At 65.3% G+C, this 16599-nt stretch carries 17 protein-coding genes and 1 pseudogene; 10 read left to right on the top strand and 8 right to left on the bottom strand.

The features are described from left to right. Window positions 1–52: 52 nt before the first annotated feature. The 4 genes from RGU41_RS16085 to RGU41_RS16070 are packed head-to-tail and all read left to right on the top strand — an operon-like array spanning window position 53 to window position 3939. Window positions 53–973 carry a carbohydrate ABC transporter permease gene (locus RGU41_RS16085; protein WP_241985061.1) on the top strand — a complete coding sequence of 307 codons (921 nt, stop codon included), beginning with the start codon at window positions 53–55 and terminating at the stop codon, window positions 971–973. Window position 974: 1 nt separating this feature from the next. Continuing rightward, the gene (locus tag RGU41_RS16080; protein WP_134448438.1) at window positions 975–1820 is read left to right on the top strand and encodes a carbohydrate ABC transporter permease; all 846 of its coding nucleotides are present in this window, start codon (window positions 975–977) and stop codon (window positions 1818–1820) included. A gap of 51 nt (window positions 1821–1871) precedes the next feature. Then, window positions 1872–2732 (top strand): ketose-bisphosphate aldolase, encoded by an 861-nt coding sequence (locus RGU41_RS16075; RefSeq protein ID WP_134448436.1) that lies wholly within the window; start codon window positions 1872–1874, stop codon window positions 2730–2732. A 19-nt stretch (window positions 2733–2751) separates the two neighbouring features. Continuing rightward, on the top strand, window positions 2752–3939 hold the full coding sequence (locus tag RGU41_RS16070) for an ADP-dependent glucokinase/phosphofructokinase (RefSeq protein WP_322136842.1): 1188 nt from the start codon (window positions 2752–2754) through the stop codon (window positions 3937–3939). An 84-nt stretch (window positions 3940–4023) separates the two neighbouring features. Here RGU41_RS16070 and RGU41_RS16065 read toward each other — a convergent pair whose 3' ends face one another. The 7 genes from RGU41_RS16065 to RGU41_RS16035 form a co-directional block, all read right to left on the bottom strand. After that, window positions 4024–4773, bottom strand: coding sequence for an SDR family oxidoreductase (locus tag RGU41_RS16065; RefSeq protein WP_322136841.1), 750 nt, complete (start codon window positions 4771–4773; stop codon window positions 4024–4026). A gap of 145 nt (window positions 4774–4918) precedes the next feature. Next, window positions 4919–5722 carry a galactonate dehydratase gene (gene dgoD / locus RGU41_RS16060; RefSeq protein WP_322136840.1) on the bottom strand — a complete coding sequence of 268 codons (804 nt, stop codon included), beginning with the start codon at window positions 5720–5722 and terminating at the stop codon, window positions 4919–4921. Continuing rightward, window positions 5700–6071 carry a hypothetical protein gene (locus RGU41_RS16055; protein ID WP_322136839.1) on the bottom strand — a complete coding sequence of 124 codons (372 nt, stop codon included), beginning with the start codon at window positions 6069–6071 and terminating at the stop codon, window positions 5700–5702. The genes dgoD and RGU41_RS16055 overlap by 23 nt, the downstream gene beginning before the upstream one ends. Before the next feature lie 55 nt (window positions 6072–6126). Further along, window positions 6127–7041 carry an NAD(P)-dependent oxidoreductase gene (locus tag RGU41_RS16050; RefSeq protein ID WP_134448430.1) on the bottom strand — a complete coding sequence of 305 codons (915 nt, stop codon included), beginning with the start codon at window positions 7039–7041 and terminating at the stop codon, window positions 6127–6129. Beyond that, entirely contained in the window at window positions 7038–7664 is a 627-nt protein-coding gene (locus RGU41_RS16045; protein ID WP_322136838.1) for a bifunctional 4-hydroxy-2-oxoglutarate aldolase/2-dehydro-3-deoxy-phosphogluconate aldolase, read from the bottom strand. The genes RGU41_RS16050 and RGU41_RS16045 overlap by 4 nt, the downstream gene beginning before the upstream one ends. Next, window positions 7652–8413, bottom strand: a complete 762-nt coding sequence (locus tag RGU41_RS16040) for an IclR family transcriptional regulator (RefSeq protein WP_134564286.1) — start codon at window positions 8411–8413, stop codon at window positions 7652–7654. The genes RGU41_RS16045 and RGU41_RS16040 overlap by 13 nt, the downstream gene beginning before the upstream one ends. 3 nt (window positions 8414–8416) lie before the next feature. Then, on the bottom strand, window positions 8417–9313 hold the full coding sequence (locus RGU41_RS16035) for a sugar kinase (protein WP_134564285.1): 897 nt from the start codon (window positions 9311–9313) through the stop codon (window positions 8417–8419). Between the two features lie 122 nt (window positions 9314–9435). On the opposite strand from RGU41_RS16035, the gene RGU41_RS16030 reads away from it, so the two are divergent. The 3 genes from RGU41_RS16030 to RGU41_RS16020 all read left to right on the top strand — a co-directional run bounded on the left by RGU41_RS16030 (window position 9436) and on the right by RGU41_RS16020 (window position 12573). After that, the gene (locus RGU41_RS16030) at window positions 9436–9738 is read left to right on the top strand and encodes a hypothetical protein (protein ID WP_322136837.1); all 303 of its coding nucleotides are present in this window, start codon (window positions 9436–9438) and stop codon (window positions 9736–9738) included. Beyond that, entirely contained in the window at window positions 9735–10802 is a 1068-nt protein-coding gene (locus tag RGU41_RS16025; protein ID WP_322136836.1) for an MFS transporter, read from the top strand. Before RGU41_RS16030 ends, RGU41_RS16025 begins: the two co-directional genes overlap by 4 nt. Before the next feature lie 145 nt (window positions 10803–10947). Then, complete coding sequence (locus tag RGU41_RS16020) at window positions 10948–12573, top strand: cation:proton antiporter (protein WP_198413432.1); 1626 nt, start codon at window positions 10948–10950, stop codon at window positions 12571–12573. Between the two features lie 93 nt (window positions 12574–12666). Here the strand turns inward: RGU41_RS16020 and RGU41_RS16015 are convergent, their stop codons facing one another. Then, window positions 12667–13206: a GNAT family N-acetyltransferase gene (locus RGU41_RS16015; protein ID WP_134448420.1), complete on the bottom strand. Its 540-nt coding sequence runs from the start codon at window positions 13204–13206 to the stop codon at window positions 12667–12669. 428 nt (window positions 13207–13634) lie between these two features. Between RGU41_RS16015 and RGU41_RS21045 the strand changes: the two are divergent. From RGU41_RS21045 to eda, 3 genes and pseudogenes are all read left to right on the top strand, one after another. After that, a pseudogene (locus tag RGU41_RS21045) lies at window positions 13635–15129 on the top strand (gluconokinase, GntK/IdnK-type); the annotation flags it as partial. Between the two features lie 52 nt (window positions 15130–15181). After that, the gene (locus RGU41_RS15995; protein ID WP_416173160.1) at window positions 15182–15958 is read left to right on the top strand and encodes a dihydroxy-acid dehydratase; all 777 of its coding nucleotides are present in this window, start codon (window positions 15182–15184) and stop codon (window positions 15956–15958) included. Then, a complete protein-coding gene (gene eda, locus RGU41_RS15990) occupies window positions 15958–16590 on the top strand; it encodes a bifunctional 4-hydroxy-2-oxoglutarate aldolase/2-dehydro-3-deoxy-phosphogluconate aldolase (protein WP_134558154.1) in 633 nt (210 codons plus the stop codon). Before RGU41_RS15995 ends, eda begins: the two co-directional genes overlap by 1 nt. Window positions 16591–16599: the final 9 nt, after the last annotated feature.

Genomic DNA, 16599 nt, shown 5'->3' with positions numbered 1-16599 from the left:
CGTCAGGACTCGTGCCTGACGCGGCCACCCAAACTCAAGGAGGGATCACGTCTTGAGAACAACACGCACCACAGGTGCTGAGCGGACTACCGCGGCAAAGTCGCTGACCGGCAGGCTCACGCCGTACGGATTCATCTCCCCGACGGCGGCCCTGCTCTTCATCCTCATGTTCATCCCGATCGCCATGGTCATGGGCTACTCCGTCATGGACAACGTCATCACCAACAAGCATCCGGAGTTCGTCGGGCTGGACAACTACGTCAAGGTCCTCACCAACGGCGTCTTGCCGACTGCCGTACTCAATACGGCGATCTTCACCATCGTCAGCGTGATCGCACACCTCGTGCTCGGCCTGTTGTTCGCGATGATGCTCAATACGAAACTGCTCAGCAATCTCACCACCGGGCTCTTCCGGGTGATCTACGTGCTGCCCTGGCTGTTCACGGTCGCCATCATCGCCATCCTCTGGCGGCTCCTGCTCAACCCGAACGGCGTTATCAACTATGTTCTGGTCGGCCTCGGGATCACTCCCACCGGCATCGAGTGGCTGTCGACACCGGGAACGGCGCTTCTGGCCGTCACGTTCATCAACATCTGGGCCGGGTACCCGTTCTACATGGTCAGCCTCCTGGCCGGCCTGCAGGGAATTCCGACGGACCTCTATGAAGCAGCAAAGGTGGACGGGGCTTCAGCGCTCCAGCAGTTCTGGCACATGACCCTGCCCCAGCTCAAACCCATCATCATCAGCATGTCCCTGCTCGACGTCATCTGGACGTCGCAGCAGTTCGCGCTGATCTGGATGACCACCGGCGGCGGGCCCATCAACGCAACGGAGATGCTGAGCACATTCACGTACAAGCTGGCCTTCAGCAACTACGAGTTCTCCCAGGCCTCCGCGAGTGCCGTCCTGCTCCTGGTCGTGTCGACAGTCCTCGCATACGTCTATGCCCGATACCAGAAAGCGCGGGAGTGATATGGCTGCGACCCAAAGACGCGTTCGCCTGGTGAAGAAGGCCGGGCTGTTCATCGGCCTGCTGATCGGCGCCGTGTTCGCCGGATTCCCGGTGGTATGGATGGCGTCGAGCTCGTTCAAGTCGAATACCGAGATCTTCGCCTCGCCGCCGAAACTGATCACGGACAACTTCTCCTGGGATGCGTACACGTCGATCCTGACCGACCCCACCAAGGTGCGGTTCTTCATCAACAGTTACGTGGTGTCCCTGTCCGTGACGGTGCTCACGCTCCTCATCGCCATCCTGGCGGCGTATGCCTTCAGCCGGTTCGAGTTCCGCTTCAAGAAACCCCTGAACATGATCATCGTGAGCGTGCAGGGCGTCCCGCCCATCACACTCCTCATTCCGTACTTCGGATTGATGGTGACTCTGGGCCTGTACAACACCTACCTGGGCCTGATCCTCACCTACATGGTGTTCACGCTGCCCTACGCGATCATCATGATGACCGGCTACTTCAACACCCTGCCCAAGGAACTGGACGAGGCAGCCCGGGTCGATGGGGCGAGTGCGATGGGAGCGCTCTGGCGCATCCTCGTGCCGATATCCATCCCGGGCATCGTCTCGGTGGGTATCTACACCTTCATGATCTCGTGGAACGAGTTCCTCTTCGCGCTGACCCTGACTCGCACCCAGGACATGCGTACCGTGCCCATCGGCATCCAGTTGCTCATGGGCCAGAACTCCTACGAGTGGAACCAGATGATGGCGATGAGCATCCTCGGGTGCATCCCGGTCCTGCTCCTCTTCCTCTTCTTCCAACGCTTCTTCATCGGCGGCATGACTGCAGGAGCGGTCAAGAACTAGCCGCGTCTGCCTTTTCCCTCTCGTCTCACCCCAACCAAGGAGAACCACCGCATGTTAATGAATGGAATCGACCTTCTGGCCGTCGCGAATGCGAACGACTTCGCTGTCCCGGCGTTCAACGTCAGCGACTACGCGATGATGAACGGCCTCTTCGAGATCAGCGAGGAGAAGAATTCCCCGCTGATCATTGCGATCCACCCGGACGAACTGAGCCACATCGGCGTCGACATGCTTCCCGCGATCATTGCGCGCGCTCACCGCTCGACCGTACCCGTCACCATCCACCTGGACCACGGGGCGACCTACGAGCAGGTGCTCGTGGCCATCCAGAGCGGCTTCACATCCGTCATGATCGACGGATCGCTGCTCCCGTTCGCCGACAACGTGGCGATCACGAAGCGGGTCGTCGATGCCGCGCACGCCGTGGGCATCTCGGTCGAGGGTGAGCTCGGCACGATCGGCAAGACGGACAGCGAGGCCGAAGACGGCACGGCGACCATCATCTTCACCGATCCCGACGACGCGGTGAAGTTCATCGCATCCACCGGCGTGGACAGCCTGGCCATTGCCATCGGCACGAGCCACGGCATCTATCCCGCAGGCATGAAGCCAGAGCTCAGGCTGGACCTGCTCCGCGAGATCACCGGCAAGGTCGGCATCCCCCTGGTCCTTCATGGCGGATCCAACAACCCGGACCAGGAAATCGGGGAGGCCGTGCGGCTGGGAATCAATAAGATCAATATCTCGAGCGACATCAAATCGTCGTACCACTCCAAGATGCGGGAGGTCCTTGCCGACCCGGGTGTGCGGGAGCCGAACACGATCCAGCCGCCCTGCGTCGCCGCCATGAAGATCACCGCGGCGCAGAAGATCGACCTGTTCAATGCGGCCGGAAAAGCAGCACTCTACTAATCGAACGGCACATATCTCCATGCGCGAAAAACTGGTGTTGGGGCTCGGCGGAACCGTCGACTACGAGATCGCCTGGGACTCCCGGGTGATCGAGCACCTCATCCGCGAGTACTCCATTCGCGCGTCGGAGCTGGATGCCTCGATCCCGGTCATGAGCGAGCGGGACCTCGTCGTCACGTTGCTCGCCTTCCTCGAGGGCGGTGCCGGAGGAGAGCGATTCGTCGCCTCCTCCGACATCGTGGAGACGTTCGCCGCCCGGTTCGATAGAAGGATCACCCTGGGCGGCACGTGCGTGCGCGCCGCGATGGCGATGCAGGCGCTCGGCATCGAGAGCACTGTTCACTTGGTCAGCATCGACGATCACGTTCGCAGGCTGCTCCCCGCGGGATGTGCCTACCTCTGCAGCGCAGACCACGACACGACCGATCCGCATCTCATCGTGCAGTTCAACGCGGGCGCGCGCGTCCAGGCCGGCGACATCGACCTGCGTGCGCCGCACCCGAATCGGGTCATCTACGCCCATGATCCACCGAACGAACAGCTGCTGTTGAGCAACGCTCTCGGAGAGGTGCTCCGAGATGCCGAGGTGTTCCTGATCTCGGGGTTCAACGTCATCCAGGACACGGACCTGCTCCAAGAACGGTTGGTGGACATCCTTCGGCACATGCAGCAGTTGCCGGTAACAGCCGTCGTCTATTACGAGGACGCCGGATTCCATGTCCCGGCGATGAGCCGGTACGTGCGCGACGCGCTCATCGGGGTGATCGACGTGTACAGCATGAACGAGGACGAAATGCAGGCATACCTGGGACGCCCCGTCGACCTCCTGGCCGTCGACGAGGTGGCCGAGGCGCTCCGGGAATTGCAGCGGCTGATCCCCGCCGCGACCCTGGTCGTGCACACGAAGTACTGGTCACTCGCCCTGGGCGAGTTCGCCGCCTCCTATGGCGCGAGCCTCCAGGGCGGCATCACGATGGCGAGCACGCGATATTGCTACGGGGACGATTTCACCGAGCGGGACTACCGGGAAGTCGACAACCGGATGCCCAGCGTGCCCGGTACTCGGTTCGCCTCCGATCTCGAGGACCGGATGGGGCACACCGTCCGGTGCCTGCCCGCGTTCGCGCTCACCGTCGCCGCGCCGACGACCATCGGACTGGGCGACTCGTTCGTCGGCGGGTTCATCGCTGCCCTGGCTCGGCGCTAGCCGGGCGGACAGTGGTCGAAGCCGGGCCGGCTGCCGTTCCAGTGAAGACCGGGTCGCTCCGGTTCCAGAGAGTGCGGCCCAGGACTAGGACGACCGTTCGCCGGTCAGCCACTCGTCGAATGTCGTGGGAGCCTCGCCCTCGTCCCCGGTGCCGCGCAGCACCCCGGAACGCATTCCGCGCCAGTACGCGCCGGGCAGGGACACCCCGAGTGCCGGCATCCGTCGCCCGTCGGCCCGGATGACCTTGCGCACCATGTCGAGGAGGATCTCATCCCGCGGCCCGCGCAGGTCGCGGTGACGTCCCCGCTCGGTGCCGTCGGCGATCGCGACAAGGGCGTCGGCCACGTCGGCGGCCGCGATCGGACGCAGCAGTCCGGCGGGGACCAGGGCGATCGGGCCGAACGACGCGCGTCCGAGCACCTGCCGCGCGAACTCGTGGAACTGGGTGGTTCGCAGGATGCTGAACGGCACCGGCCCGGCGGTGACGAGGCGCTCCTGCTCGACCTTCCCGGCGTAATACCCGAGCGGCAGGTAGTCGATTCCGACGATCGACAGCGCCACGTGGTGTCCCACCGACTGGCGCACTTCCGCGGCGAGCAGGTGCCTGGTCGCCGCGCCGAAGAACTCGACGGATGCTGCGGCTGAGGTGCTCGCCACGCTCGTGACGTCGATCACGGCATCAGCTCCCGTGAGCGCCGCGTCGAGTCCGACGCCGGTGCTGACGTCCTTCCCGGTCGACCGTGACAGCGGGACGACCTCGTAACCACGGCGCGCGGCGACCGCAACGACGTGCCTGCCGACGGTGCCGGTCGCCCCGGCTACGACGATCCTCATGATGCGACCCCCTCGGTGGAAATGGTAGCGCCCTCGCGATACGGTTCACCACGGCCGCTGCAACGCAACGTCGGAGATTTTCGAGACGTAGGACCCTCAGACTCGGGCGAGGGTCACACGTGACGCCTCGGCCCTGCGGAATCCGTCACCACTCCGCGAAGGAACCGTCTTTGTGGCGCCAGACCGGGTTGCGCCAACGTGCGCCCTCTTTGGCTCGTTCGATGACGTATTCCTCGTTGACTTCGATACCGAGACCGGGGCCGTCGGGGATTGCGACCATGCCGTCTTCGTATGCGAAGACCGCCGGGTCGACGACGTAGTCGAGTAGGTCATTGGACTTGTTGTAATGGATCCCGAGACTCTGTTCCTGGATGAAGGCGTTGTAGCAACCGGCGTCGATTTGCAGGCAGGTGGCCAACGCGATCGGGCCGAGCGGGCAATGGAGGGCGACAGCGATGTCATATGCCTCGGCCATGAAGGCGATCTTTCGAGCCTCCGTGATCCCGCCGCAGTGGGACGGATCCGGCTGGATGATGTCGACCGCTCCACTGGCCAGGATGTCCTTGAAATCCCAGCGGGAGAAGAGTCGTTCACCGAGCGCGATCGGCGTGGGCGTGTTCCGCAAAACGTCGAGGAGCCCGCCGACGTTTTCGCTCAGGACGGGCTCTTCGATGAACATCAATTTGTAGGGCTCGAGTTCCTTGATGAGGACCTTCGCCATGGGCTTGTGGACGCGACCGTGGAAGTCGACTCCGATCCCCACATTGTTGCCGACTGCCTCGCGAACCGCGGTGACGTTGGCGATGCACCTCTCGACCTTGTCCCAGGTGTCGAGGAACTGCAGTTCCTCGGTGCCGTTCATCTTGATGGCGGTAAAACCACGGTCCACGGCCTCTTTGGCAGCGCGAGCGGTGTCGGCTGGGCGATCACCGCCGATCCAGGAATACACTCGGATTTTGTCGCGCACCTGACCGCCGAGCAAATCGCTGGACCGACACACCCAGGGCCTTGCCCTTGATGTCCCACAACGCCTGATCAATCCCGGCCAGGGCGCTCATCAGTGCACCGCCCCACCCCGATAAAAACCGCCGCGATAGAGCACGGTCCAGATGTCCTCGATGTTGCGCGGGTCCTTGCCCGATGATGTAGTCGGAGAGCTCCTCGACGGCGGCCGCGACAGTGGCGGCTCGTCCCTCGACGACAGGTTCACCCCATCCGACGATGCCTTCGTCGGTCTCGATCTTCAGGAACAGCCAACGGGGTGGGACCGAATACGTGGTGAGTTTCGTGATTTTCATGCTGTGACCTTTGTGTAGTGCCGCACGAGAAGATGTGGTGGGAGTTGCGAACGGTCTAGAAGCCGCGGTCGGCCGCGACGAGGCCGGCCAAACCGACTGGACCGCCCGCCTTCAGGTACGCGACGACATTGTCGTGGGTGCGCTGGTTGAGCCCGGCCCAGTATTCGCTGTCGGGGTTTGCGCAGTGCGGGGAGATCAGTGCGTTCGGCAAGGTCCACAGCGGGTGGCCGTCGGGGAGAGGTTCGGGGTCGGTGACGTCCATGGCCGCGCCACCGATCGTGCCCGATCCGAGCGCGGCAACGAGGGCGTCGGTGTCGACGATGGGTCCGCGCGCCACGTTGATGAGCCAGGCATCCGTCTTCATCAGGGCGAACTCCGCGGTCGAGATCATATGGTGGGTCGCCGGAACATAGGGGACGCCAATGACCACGTAATCGGCCTGCGGAAGCAGCGTGCGGTAGTCCTCCGGAGGAACAGTCAGATCAGCGCCGGGAACCGGGACATCCGACACCGCGACGATTTTCACGTTGAACGGGGTGAGCAGCTTGATGAGGTTGCGCCCGATGCCGCCCGCACCGATCAGCGCGACGGTTGACCCGGAGAACATGCGCGTGTTCTTGGGCCCCCAGGTGCGGGTGCGGGCATCGGCATGCAGCGAACGGGCCGCACTGAGCATGAAAGCGAGTGCGTGCTCGGCCACGGCATACCCGTATGCGCCGCTCGAACAGCTGAAGACAGGACCACGGGTCAGAAGGCCGGCCTGTTGCCACGGCTCGATTCCGGCGTGGGGCAGTTGCACCCATTTGATCCCAGGGTGGAGCATATCGGCGAGTTCTTGAGGGTCGTCGTTGCCGAAGTAGACGATTGCTTCCGCATCGGCGAGCGGGGTGAGCTGCCCACCGGCGCTCGTGACGGCATCCGCAAGGCTTTCGACCGTGGCCGGGCCGACATAGACATTAAGGCCGCTCATGCCAGGCTCCCTGCGGGGGTCTTCACGAGTGCGGCGATGGCCGGCCAGGCGGCGGGATCGGCCAAAGCGGAGCCCAGGGACACGACTTTGGCGCCGCCGTCCAGGAATTCGCGGGCGTTTCCGGCGCCCATCCCGCCGGTGGCGACGAACTTGATCTGGGGGAAGGGCGCGCTCATCGCCGTGAACCAGGAGGGTCCGAGCTCGGCGGCGGGAAATGCCTTGACCCAGTCGAGGTCGAGGTCGAGGGCGGTTTCGATCTCGGTGGCGGTTGCGACTCCGGGCAGAGTCGGCATTCCGGCCGCGATCGAAGCCCGCACAACGGACGCCTTGAGGCCCGGGCTCACGGTAAACGCCGCTCCTGCCTCAGCTGCCTGCCGGACGTGCTCAAGGGTGACGACCGTTCCGGCCCCTACATGCTTGCCGCGCAACTTCCCGGCTGTCACGGTGGCCGTCAGCGCGTCGAGAGCCTCGGTATTCTGAATCGGCACTTCGATGCAATCGACGCCCAGGTCCCAGGCGTTGTTCGCCAGTTCCACGGTTCGCTCAGGCGAGTATCCCCGCAGAATCGCCATCACCGGAGTGCGGGCAAATAGTTCGTCGAATGAGGTCGTTAGGGACGCCATCCCAGCTCCTTTGAGATTGTTTCTGTTGTGGCAAGTAGCTCCGGGATCAACTCTTCGAGTTGTTCGAGGTTTGCCTTGGCTTTGAGCGCGGTGATCGACACGGCGGCGACCACTCGCGAGCTTGAGTCCCGCACGGGTGCGGCAACGCAGTTGATGAAGTCTTCGAATTCGGCGTCATCCACCGCCCAACCACGAGTGCGGATTTCATCCAGTTGGGATTTCAACGACTGGGCGTCGGGAAGCGTGTTGGGAGTGTGGATCGTGAATTCGTAGCCCGCCAGGACATCGTCGACGAACGTAGGGGGCTGGAACGCGAGGATCGCCTTGGCGACACCGGACGTGTGGAAAGGTACCGTTTGACCGATCTGGGAGTAGAGCCGCACGGACCGGATCGGATCGATCTTGTCGGCGTAGACGATGCGATTGCCGGTCAACTCGGCCAAGTGAATCGTGTGACCGCAGCTCGCCCCCAGCTGTTCGAGACTTTCGTGGGCGAGGTTTCTGAGGCTGAACTGGTCCAGGGCGTGCGCGGCCAGGCCGGCCAGCCGGTAGCCGACGCTGTATTGGCCGCGTTCGTTGCGGCGGGTGAGTCCGCCCTCCGTGAGCGTCTCCAAGAGGCGCAACGCGGTGGAGCGATGCACGTTGATGTGCTCGGCAACCTCCGTCTGGGTGCGGGGAGCATCACTGACGAATTCGAGGATTTCAACGGCGCGCTGGACGCTCTGGACGTTTTGAGTGGCTTTCGGCATGATTCAGACCCTTTCGCGAGGCACGAAATCGCTCGTGCTCTGCAATGTTCTCGCAGCGCATCCGTGCCCGGCACTCAAAGACTCTTCGGCGCTGTCCCCATTGAGCTGTGCCGCCAGATACCCGGCGGCAAATGCATCGCCTGCGCCCACCTCTTCGACCACAGTGATATGGGGTGCGGCAACAAAAACCTCGGTTCCAGAACTGAATTCCGTGGCTCCGACGGCGCCGTTCTTGACGATGAGCGTGCCGAGTGGGCGGATGAGATCGAATACAGCCTGAGGCGTGTGGGTCTGCCACAGTACTTCGGCTTCATCGAGGCCAACGAAGACGATGTCTGCCTGCCTCGCCAGCCGGAGAAGCACCGGGGCCGCTTCTTCGACGGACCAGACACCAGCCCGGTAGTTCACATCGAATGAGAGCAGGGTCGTGGTTCCCACGAGTCGCGACGGAAGAGCGAGCATGAGTTCTCGGCAGCTCGATGAAAGACCGGGTGTGACGCCGCTGGTGTGAATCAGTCGCGCCGTGGCGAGAGGCAGCGCGTCGAGAATTTCGACCGTCATCATCGATGCGGCGGATCCCTTGCGGTAGTAGTACACGCCGGGGATGCCACCGGGGTTCTTGAAATACACGCCGGTTGGAGCGTTCGGGTTAAGGGTGACCAGGGACGTGTCCACTCGCTGCTCATGCAGCGACTCGAGAATTCGCCGGCCGAGCGGATCGTCTCCCACCGAGCTGATCCACGACGTTCGGAAACCAGACTCGGCGAGGTACATCGCCACCGTCGACTCGGCGCCTCCGACTGCCAGGTGGAAAAGCGCACTGTCGGCGAGTGGAGTGGCCTCAGTCGGGGTGACGAGGACCATTGTCTCGCCGAGGCAGAGGACTTCGGGGGTTTCCATGAGAGGCCTTTCTGGCCATTGAGACGTTGTCGTACTTGACACAGCGTAAATGAATGTCATAGTTAACGCAACACGCTTGCGTTATACGCAACAACCTGCAGCAATGAAGCTAGGAGAACTCAATGTCGTTGAAGCTCAGCCCAGACCAGGCGGGAACCTCGATACCACCGACGATCGAACACGAGACAATGCGTCGCGTCACGCGGCGCCTGATGCCGCTGATCATGGTCTGCTATTTCATCGCTTACATCGACCGGTCGAACGTGTCCGTCGCTTCCCTGACGATGAACGGCGACATCGGCCTCTCCGTCGGCGCCTATGGATTCGGCGCCGGGCTCTTCTTCATCACGTACATCATCTTCGAAATCCCGAGCAACCTGGCCCTGCACAAGTTCGGTGCCCGCGCTGGATCGCCCGGATCATGATCAGCTGGGGCATCGTCGCCGCGTGCATGGCCCTCGTCAACGGACCAGGCACATTCAACACCGTCCGGCTCGTCCTGGGTGCGGCAGAAGCAGGCTTCACTCCGGGCATCATCTTCTATCTGTCCCAGTGGTTCCCCAACCAGCATCGCGGCCGCGCGATGGGCACCTTCTACGTCGGAGCAGCGCTCGCCACCGTGATCGGTGCGCCCCTTTCCGGCCTCATCCTGCAGTTCAGCCACGGATGGTTCGACATCCAGGGCTGGCGCTGGCTCTTCATCCTTGAAGCCGTCCCCGCCGTCGTACTCGGCATCGTCGTCCTCAAGTACTTCACGGACAAGCCCCGTGAAGCCAAGTGGCTTCCCGAAGCGAACCGCACCTGGCTCGTCAAGACACTCGAGATCGAGAAGTCGGCCGCCGAAGGACTGCGTACGTTCACCATCGGCAGCGCACTCCGCAGCCCGGGAGTCATCCTCCTGGCGATCTTCTTCTTCCTGTACTCGTTCAACAGCATCGGCCTGACGCTCTGGATGCCACAGGTCATCCAAGGAACATTCGGGCATCCCGATGCGCTGACCACGTCAATGCTCACCGCAATCCCGTACGTCTTTGCGGTCATCTTCATGATCATCAACGGTCGAAGTGCGGACAAGCGTGGCCGGCGCGACCTGCACATGGCCATCCCCATGGCCCTCGCAGGTGTGCTCCTCCTGGGGAGCGTTGCTGCAGGACCCACCGTGCTCGGCTTCGCGCTTCTCTCCGTATCCACTGGGTTTGCCTGGTCTGCTGTTCCGGCAATGTGGAGCACGGCCACCGCATTCATGACCGGAATCGCTGCTGCTGCGGGCGTCGCCCTGATCAACGCAACCGCGAATATCGCAGGCGTCCTGGTCCCGCCCCTCGTGGGAGAGCTCAAAGAGGCGACGGGATCGTTCAACTGGCCCCTGATCGTCATCGCGGCGGCTATGTTGCTCGCGGCCGTCGTCGCGTTGATCTCCGCGCGATATACCAAGGAAGGCCTCATCACGAAGCAGGCTGCACTGGTGGAAACCGCGCTCGTCGACTGAACCCAACCGATTCACGGGCGCACGTTCGGGTCTCTCCCCGGACGTGCGCCTGAGTCGTGTACACCAGACCCGCGGTCAGCGCGAACAACCCCGACGGGCGTCCCATGGGCAAGACTGGGACGACGGCACCCGGAAGGCAGGCACCATGGACGTACAGTTGCTGCTCGTCATGACCGGAGCGCTCTTCATCGCGGCGTTCGCGCACCGCCGCGGGGTGCAGGCCGGTATCATCACGGTCACGCTCGCCGCCGCGCTGTCGTTCCTGCCCGTCCTCCCGCGGCTGCAGCTCGACCCGCACCTGATCCTCGGCGTCGTGGTGCCGCCGCTGCTGTACTCCGCCACCCTGAACTTCTCGCTCTTCGCGTTCCTCAAGAACCTGCGCAGCATCCTCGGCCTCGGCGTGGGGCTGGTGGTCTTCACAACCGTGGTTGTCGGCTTCCTCACCTCGTGGCTCGCTCCGGAACTCGGCCTAGCCGGGGCGCTCGTCCTCGCGGCCGTGGTCGCCCCGCCGGACTCGGTTACGACCGTGAGCCACGGACGCGAACTCGGCCTCCCGCGGCGCACGGTTTCGATCCTCACCGGGGAGAGTCTGGTCAACGATGCGGCGGCGCTCACGCTGTTCGCCGTCGCGGTCGCCGCCGTCACCGGCGACGCCGGCTTCATCGAGAATCCGTTCCTCTTGTTCGGCTGGGAAGCCGCGATCGGGCTTCTCCTCGGAGTGATTCTCGGCCGGCTGATGTCGGCGGTGCGGACAATGGTGGGCAGTCCCACCATCGAGAGCGGCCTCAACCTGCTCGTGCCGTTCCTGGCCTACTTTGCCGCCGAAAGCCTGCATGCCTCCGGCATCATCGCGGTCGTCGCCGCCGGCTTCACCGTGAGCCTGGCCAACTACCGCACCGTGCCCCCTGGCACACCGTCAACGGCGTTCCGCACCCGGCTGCAGGAGGCCGTACTCTGGCCCGTCGTGGACCTGCTTCTTGAGGCGTTCGTCTTCGCGTACATGGGGCTGCAGTTCCGGTTCGTGCTCGAGGACCTGGCCGAGTCGAGCACCCCGACCGGGTCGACGATCGGCCTCGCGCTGATCGTGCTCCTGGCGGTGGTGCTCTGCCGCTTCGCCTGGGTGTACTTCAGCTACGGCCGGTCGCAACTGGCCCTCCTCGTATACGCCAAGCGCCTCGCCCGGTCGCTCGAACCGCGGGCGATGATCCGCCGGCGCGATCGGCGCGATCGGCGCAGGCCCTCCGGCGGTCGGGGTGGGCGAGGAGGCCGTCGCCGGGGCGGCCGCGAACTCGCCCACATCGAGACCCTCACGCCGCCGGAGAACCTGCTGGTGTCCTGGACCGGGATGCGCGGCATCATCACCCTCGCCGCGGCCGGTGGCATCCCCCTCACCATCGCGTCCGGTGCGCCGTTTCCCGGCCGCACCATCATCCAGACGGTCGCGTTCATCGTGGCGGTCGGTACCCTGCTGGTGCAGGGGGCGACGTTACCGATGCTGTCCCGAACCCTGCGCATCGATACGAGCGCGGAAGACGCCGAGGTCGAGGCGGGCCGCGCGCGTGCCCGCGCCGTCGCGGATGCCGCCGGGGCCGGGGGCGCACCGGACGACGGGACCGCTCCGGCCGACGAGTACGCGGGCGCCACCTTCGACCGCCAGCGCAACGCCCTGACCCGTGCGGTGCGCGAACGCGAGATCGACCCCGGCAGCGCGACTGACATCATCCGCGAGATCGATGCCCGGCAGGCCGTGGTGATGCCGGCCCTCGACTGACGGACGCGGCGCCGACACGAGTTGGGCTATAGGTTTTCGAAACCTGCCGCACAGCGGGTCAGCGGATGCCGCGCGTCGCGAAGATCTCGGACATCACGGAGCCGCGGTCTCCGGCTGTGCCCTGGTGAGTTGCTTGACCATCTCGAGTTCCCGGGTCGTCGGGTCGAGGTCGTAGGGCGCGGTCACGCCGGTTGCCGCGAAGCCGCGGTGCTCGTAGGCGGCGCGGGCGCGGTCGTTGTGCTCGTGCACGTGCAACGTGAGCCGACCCGATTCCGTGAGCGCCCAGTCCTCGATGCGCGACAGGAGAGCATCCGTAACGCCGGCCGCCCCGCCGCGGTAGTCCGGCGCGACGTAGACACCGACGAGCAGCGCACCCGTCGCCTCGTCGGGAACGTAGCCGCCCATCGTCCCGACCCAGCGCCCAGAGGGCGCGATCGCCACGACGACGATCGAATGCTCATGGGTGCCGCGCGCTCCGCGCATGGTCCATTCGGCCTCGTCGTGGGCGAGCGCGGCGTCGAAGGTCTCCCCGAAGGCGAGGGGCGTGTCGTGGAGCATCTCCAGTCGAAGTTCCCGGATCTCGCGCCAGTCTGCCGCCGTCGTGCGGCGAATCGTGAACCCCTCGGTCATCATCCACGCACGATAGCAGGGAAGCGCGCCGGGCCGAGTTGGAGCGCCGCGCTCACCGGGTCCGCGCCGCGTGCGGGCCACGCACGCCTCGACTTGACGGCTCTCTCCCGGAGTGCCACACTCGCAATATCTGATTAATCAGATTAATCTGATTAATGAAATTCAGCGTCAACCTCGCTGTGCCCGCGTCAGCGGAGCGCGGTGACCTGGGCCTGACAATGAGGTCGCGCCGAAGCGTCCTCGCGAGAGGACGACGATGTACTCATCCACACCACCCGGACTGACGAACGCAACCCCACCAGCCCGCGTCAGCAGCGACCCGCACACCCCTGTCGGCGCGCCCGGCCCGCAACCCGTCCTGGTCGTGATGGGGTGTTTCCGGCTCGGGCAAGTCGACCGTAGCCGCTCTCCTCGCCAGCCAGCTCGGGTGGGACTTCGTCGAGGGCGACGATCTGCACCCCGCGGCGAACGTGGCCAAGATGGCGTCGGGCACTCCGCTCACCGACGAGGACCGCTGGCCCTGGCTCGACACCGTGTCGTCCTGGATCGTCGAGCACACCACGGCCGACCTCCCCGGCATCGTCACCTGCTCGGCGCTGAAGAAGAAGTATCGGGACGTGCTGCGCGAGCAGAACGTGATCTTCGTGCACCTCGTCGGCTCAAAGGACCTGCTCGGCGCACGGATGTCTGCCCGACTCGACCACTACATGCCGGCCAGTCTTCTCGATTCGCAGCTGGACACCCTGGAGCCGTTGGATTCCGACGAGCGCGGCATCCTGATCGACGCGTCGAGACCGCCCGCCGAGGAGGCCGCCAGGATCGTCACGATGCTCGGCCTGCGGCCGGCCGCAGGCGCGTCCGCACCCGGTGCGGCCACATCAGGGCATTCCACCGCTCAGCTGCCGGTGACCACCGCGGTGATCCACCCGGTCGTCGACGCGGTCACGCGCCGGGTCATCGAACGCAGCGCGCAGAGCCGGGCCAGGTACCTCGCCCGGATCGATGCTGCCGCGGAGCAGGGGCCAACCCGTGGTCGCCTCGGGTGCGCGAACCTCGCCCACGGCTTCGCCGCCACCGGCCAGCAGGACAAGGCCGCCCTGCGCGCCTTCGTGAAGCCGAACATCGGGATCGTGTCCTCGTACAACGACGTGCTCTCCGCGCACCAGCCGTTCGCGGCCTATCCGGCGATCCTCAAAGACGCCGTCCGGAAGGCCGGAGGCATCGCGCAGGTCGCGGGCGGCGTGCCCGCGATGTGCGACGGCATCACCCAGGGCAGAGACGGCATGCAGCTGTCGCTGTTCAGCCGCGATCTGATCGCCATGGCCACCGCCATCGCGCTGGCGCACGACCTGTTCGACGCTAGCGTTGTGCTTGGGTATCTGCGACAAGATCGTGCCGGGCCTGGTCATCGGCGCGCTGGCCTTCGGTCATCTCCCGGCCATCCTGGTGCCGACCGGTCCGATGAGCTCCGGGATTCCGAACAAGGAAAAGAGCCGGATCCGCGAGCTCTACGCCGAAGGCCTGGCCGACCGTGAGCAACTTCTCGAGGCCGAGACGGCGTCGTACCACTCCGCAGGCACCTGCACCTTCTACGGAACGGCGAACTCCAACCAGATGCTGATGGAGGTCATGGGACTCCACCTCCCCGGTGCGAGCTTCGTCAGCCCGGACTCCCCGTTGCGCGAGGCCCTCACCGCCGCGGCGGCCCGCCAGGTGGTCGCGCTGACCGAGCTGAAAGACCGGTACACCCCGATCGGACGCGTGGTGGACGAGCGGTCGATCATCAACGGCGTCGTTGCCCTGCTTGCCACCGGAGGGTCGACGAACCACACGCTGCACCTCCCGGCCATCGCGGCCGCCGCGGGGATCCAGCTCACCTGGCAGGACTTCGCGGACCTGTCCGAGGTCGTTCCCCTGCTTGTCCGCATCTACCCCAACGGCCCTGCCGACATCAACCACTTCCAGGCCGGCGGGCGGCATGTCGTTCCTGATCGGCCAGCTCCTCGACGCGGGCTTGCTGCACCCCGACGTCCGCACCGTTGCCGGCGCGGGACTCGACGCCTATCGCCGGGAGCCGGTGCTCGACGGAAACGCCCTGAGCTACCGCCCGGGACCGACCGAGAGCCTCGACACGGACGTGCTGCGGCCCGCCTCAGCGCCTTTCGCGCCGAACGGCGGACTCCGGATCCTGGACGGCAATCTCGGCAGTGCGGTCATCAAGGTCGCCGCGGTGGCGACCGAACACCACGTCATCCAGGCGCCCGCGGTGGTGTTCGACGACCAGCACGTCTTCCTCGCAGCGTTCGAAGCCGGTGAGCTCGACCGGGATCTCGTGGCCGTGATTCGGTATCAGGGCCCGTCCGCAAATGGAATGCCCGAGCTGCACAAGCTCACCCCGGCGCTCGGCATCCTCCAGGATCGCGGCTATCAGGTCGCTCTGGTCACCGATGGGCGGATGTCCGGCGCGTCGGGAAAGATCCCGGCCGCCATCCACCTCACCCCCGAAGCCGCAGCGGGCGGTCCGATCGGCCGCATCCGCGATGGCGACCTCGTACGCCTCAACGCGACGGCGGGCACCCTCGACGTCCTCCTCGACGACGACGTCTTCGCGGCCCGCGAAATCACCGGTGCTGCGCTCGACGACGTCAGCTGGTCCGGCACCGGTCGGGAGCTCTTCTCGGTCTTCCGCCGGCAGGTCGGCCCGGCCGACCGTGGCGCCAGCGTCATCACCAACACACTTGAAGGAGTCCTCTGATGTCCACCCTGAACGCAGCCCAGCTGCTCGAGCTCGCACCCGTGATCCCCGTCGTCGTCATCGAGGATGCCGACCGCGCGGTGGCACTGGCCCGGGCACTCGTGGCGGGTGGCCTGCCGGTCATCGAGGTGACGCTGCGCACCCCGGCTGCGCTGCGTGCGATCAGTGCCATCGCCGACCAGGTGCCCGACGCCGTCATCGGCGCCGGAACGGTCAACAACCCGGAACTCGTGCGTCGGGCCGCCGAGGCCGGGGCCCGGTTCCTGATTTCGCCAGGGTCGACCGATGCCCTGCTCGACGCGATGGACGCATCCGGTCTGCCCTACCTGCCGGGAGCCGCGACCGCGTCGGAGGTCCTGCGGCTGATCGAACGCGGACACCCGGAGATGAAGTTCTTCCCTGCCGAGGCGTCCGGCGGCCACGCGGTGCTGCGCTCACTCGCGGCGCCCCTGCCGGAAGCGCGGTTCTGTCCGACGGGCGGGATCACGCTCGCGAGCGCGCCCGTCTACCTCGCGCTTCCCAACGTTGGGTGCATCGGCGGTACGTGGATCACTCCGCTGGATGCCATTGAAGTCGGCGACTGGACGCGTATCGAAGGACTGGCCCGCCAGGCCGCCGGCCTGCGGCCCTGAACTGCGGCA

This window comes from Cryobacterium sp. 10C3, from assembly GCF_034314285.1.
Taxonomy (GTDB): domain Bacteria; phylum Actinomycetota; class Actinomycetes; order Actinomycetales; family Microbacteriaceae; genus Cryobacterium; species Cryobacterium glucosi.
Note: the sequence above shows the minus strand (reverse complement) of the source record. Positions and strands in the feature narration are given on the sequence as shown.

Excerpts from the sequence above, each read along its gene's own strand:
- RGU41_RS16045 (WP_322136838.1), bottom strand. The coding sequence starts at position 7,664 with ATGGCGTCCCTAACGACCTCATTCGACGAACTATTTGCCCGCACTCCG.
- RGU41_RS15995 (WP_416173160.1), top strand. The coding sequence starts at position 15,182 with ATGTCGTTCCTGATCGGCCAGCTCCTCGACGCGGGCTTGCTGCACCCC.
- RGU41_RS16015 (WP_134448420.1), bottom strand. The coding sequence starts at position 13,206 with ATGATGACCGAGGGGTTCACGATTCGCCGCACGACGGCGGCAGACTGG.
- RGU41_RS16055 (WP_322136839.1), bottom strand. The coding sequence starts at position 6,071 with ATGAAAATCACGAAACTCACCACGTATTCGGTCCCACCCCGTTGGCTG.
- RGU41_RS16040 (WP_134564286.1), bottom strand. The coding sequence starts at position 8,413 with ATGCCGAAAGCCACTCAAAACGTCCAGAGCGTCCAGCGCGCCGTTGAA.
- RGU41_RS16030 (WP_322136837.1), top strand. The coding sequence starts at position 9,436 with ATGTCGTTGAAGCTCAGCCCAGACCAGGCGGGAACCTCGATACCACCG.
- RGU41_RS16050 (WP_134448430.1), bottom strand. The coding sequence starts at position 7,041 with ATGAGCGGCCTTAATGTCTATGTCGGCCCGGCCACGGTCGAAAGCCTT.
- RGU41_RS16075 (WP_134448436.1), top strand. The coding sequence starts at position 1,872 with ATGTTAATGAATGGAATCGACCTTCTGGCCGTCGCGAATGCGAACGAC.
- RGU41_RS16070 (WP_322136842.1), top strand. The coding sequence starts at position 2,752 with ATGCGCGAAAAACTGGTGTTGGGGCTCGGCGGAACCGTCGACTACGAG.
- RGU41_RS16025 (WP_322136836.1), top strand. The coding sequence starts at position 9,735 with ATGATCAGCTGGGGCATCGTCGCCGCGTGCATGGCCCTCGTCAACGGA.
- RGU41_RS16035 (WP_134564285.1), bottom strand. The coding sequence starts at position 9,313 with ATGGAAACCCCCGAAGTCCTCTGCCTCGGCGAGACAATGGTCCTCGTC.
- eda (WP_134558154.1), top strand. The coding sequence starts at position 15,958 with ATGTCCACCCTGAACGCAGCCCAGCTGCTCGAGCTCGCACCCGTGATC.
- RGU41_RS16020 (WP_198413432.1), top strand. The coding sequence starts at position 10,948 with ATGGACGTACAGTTGCTGCTCGTCATGACCGGAGCGCTCTTCATCGCG.
- RGU41_RS16080 (WP_134448438.1), top strand. The coding sequence starts at position 975 with ATGGCTGCGACCCAAAGACGCGTTCGCCTGGTGAAGAAGGCCGGGCTG.
- RGU41_RS16065 (WP_322136841.1), bottom strand. The coding sequence starts at position 4,773 with ATGAGGATCGTCGTAGCCGGGGCGACCGGCACCGTCGGCAGGCACGTC.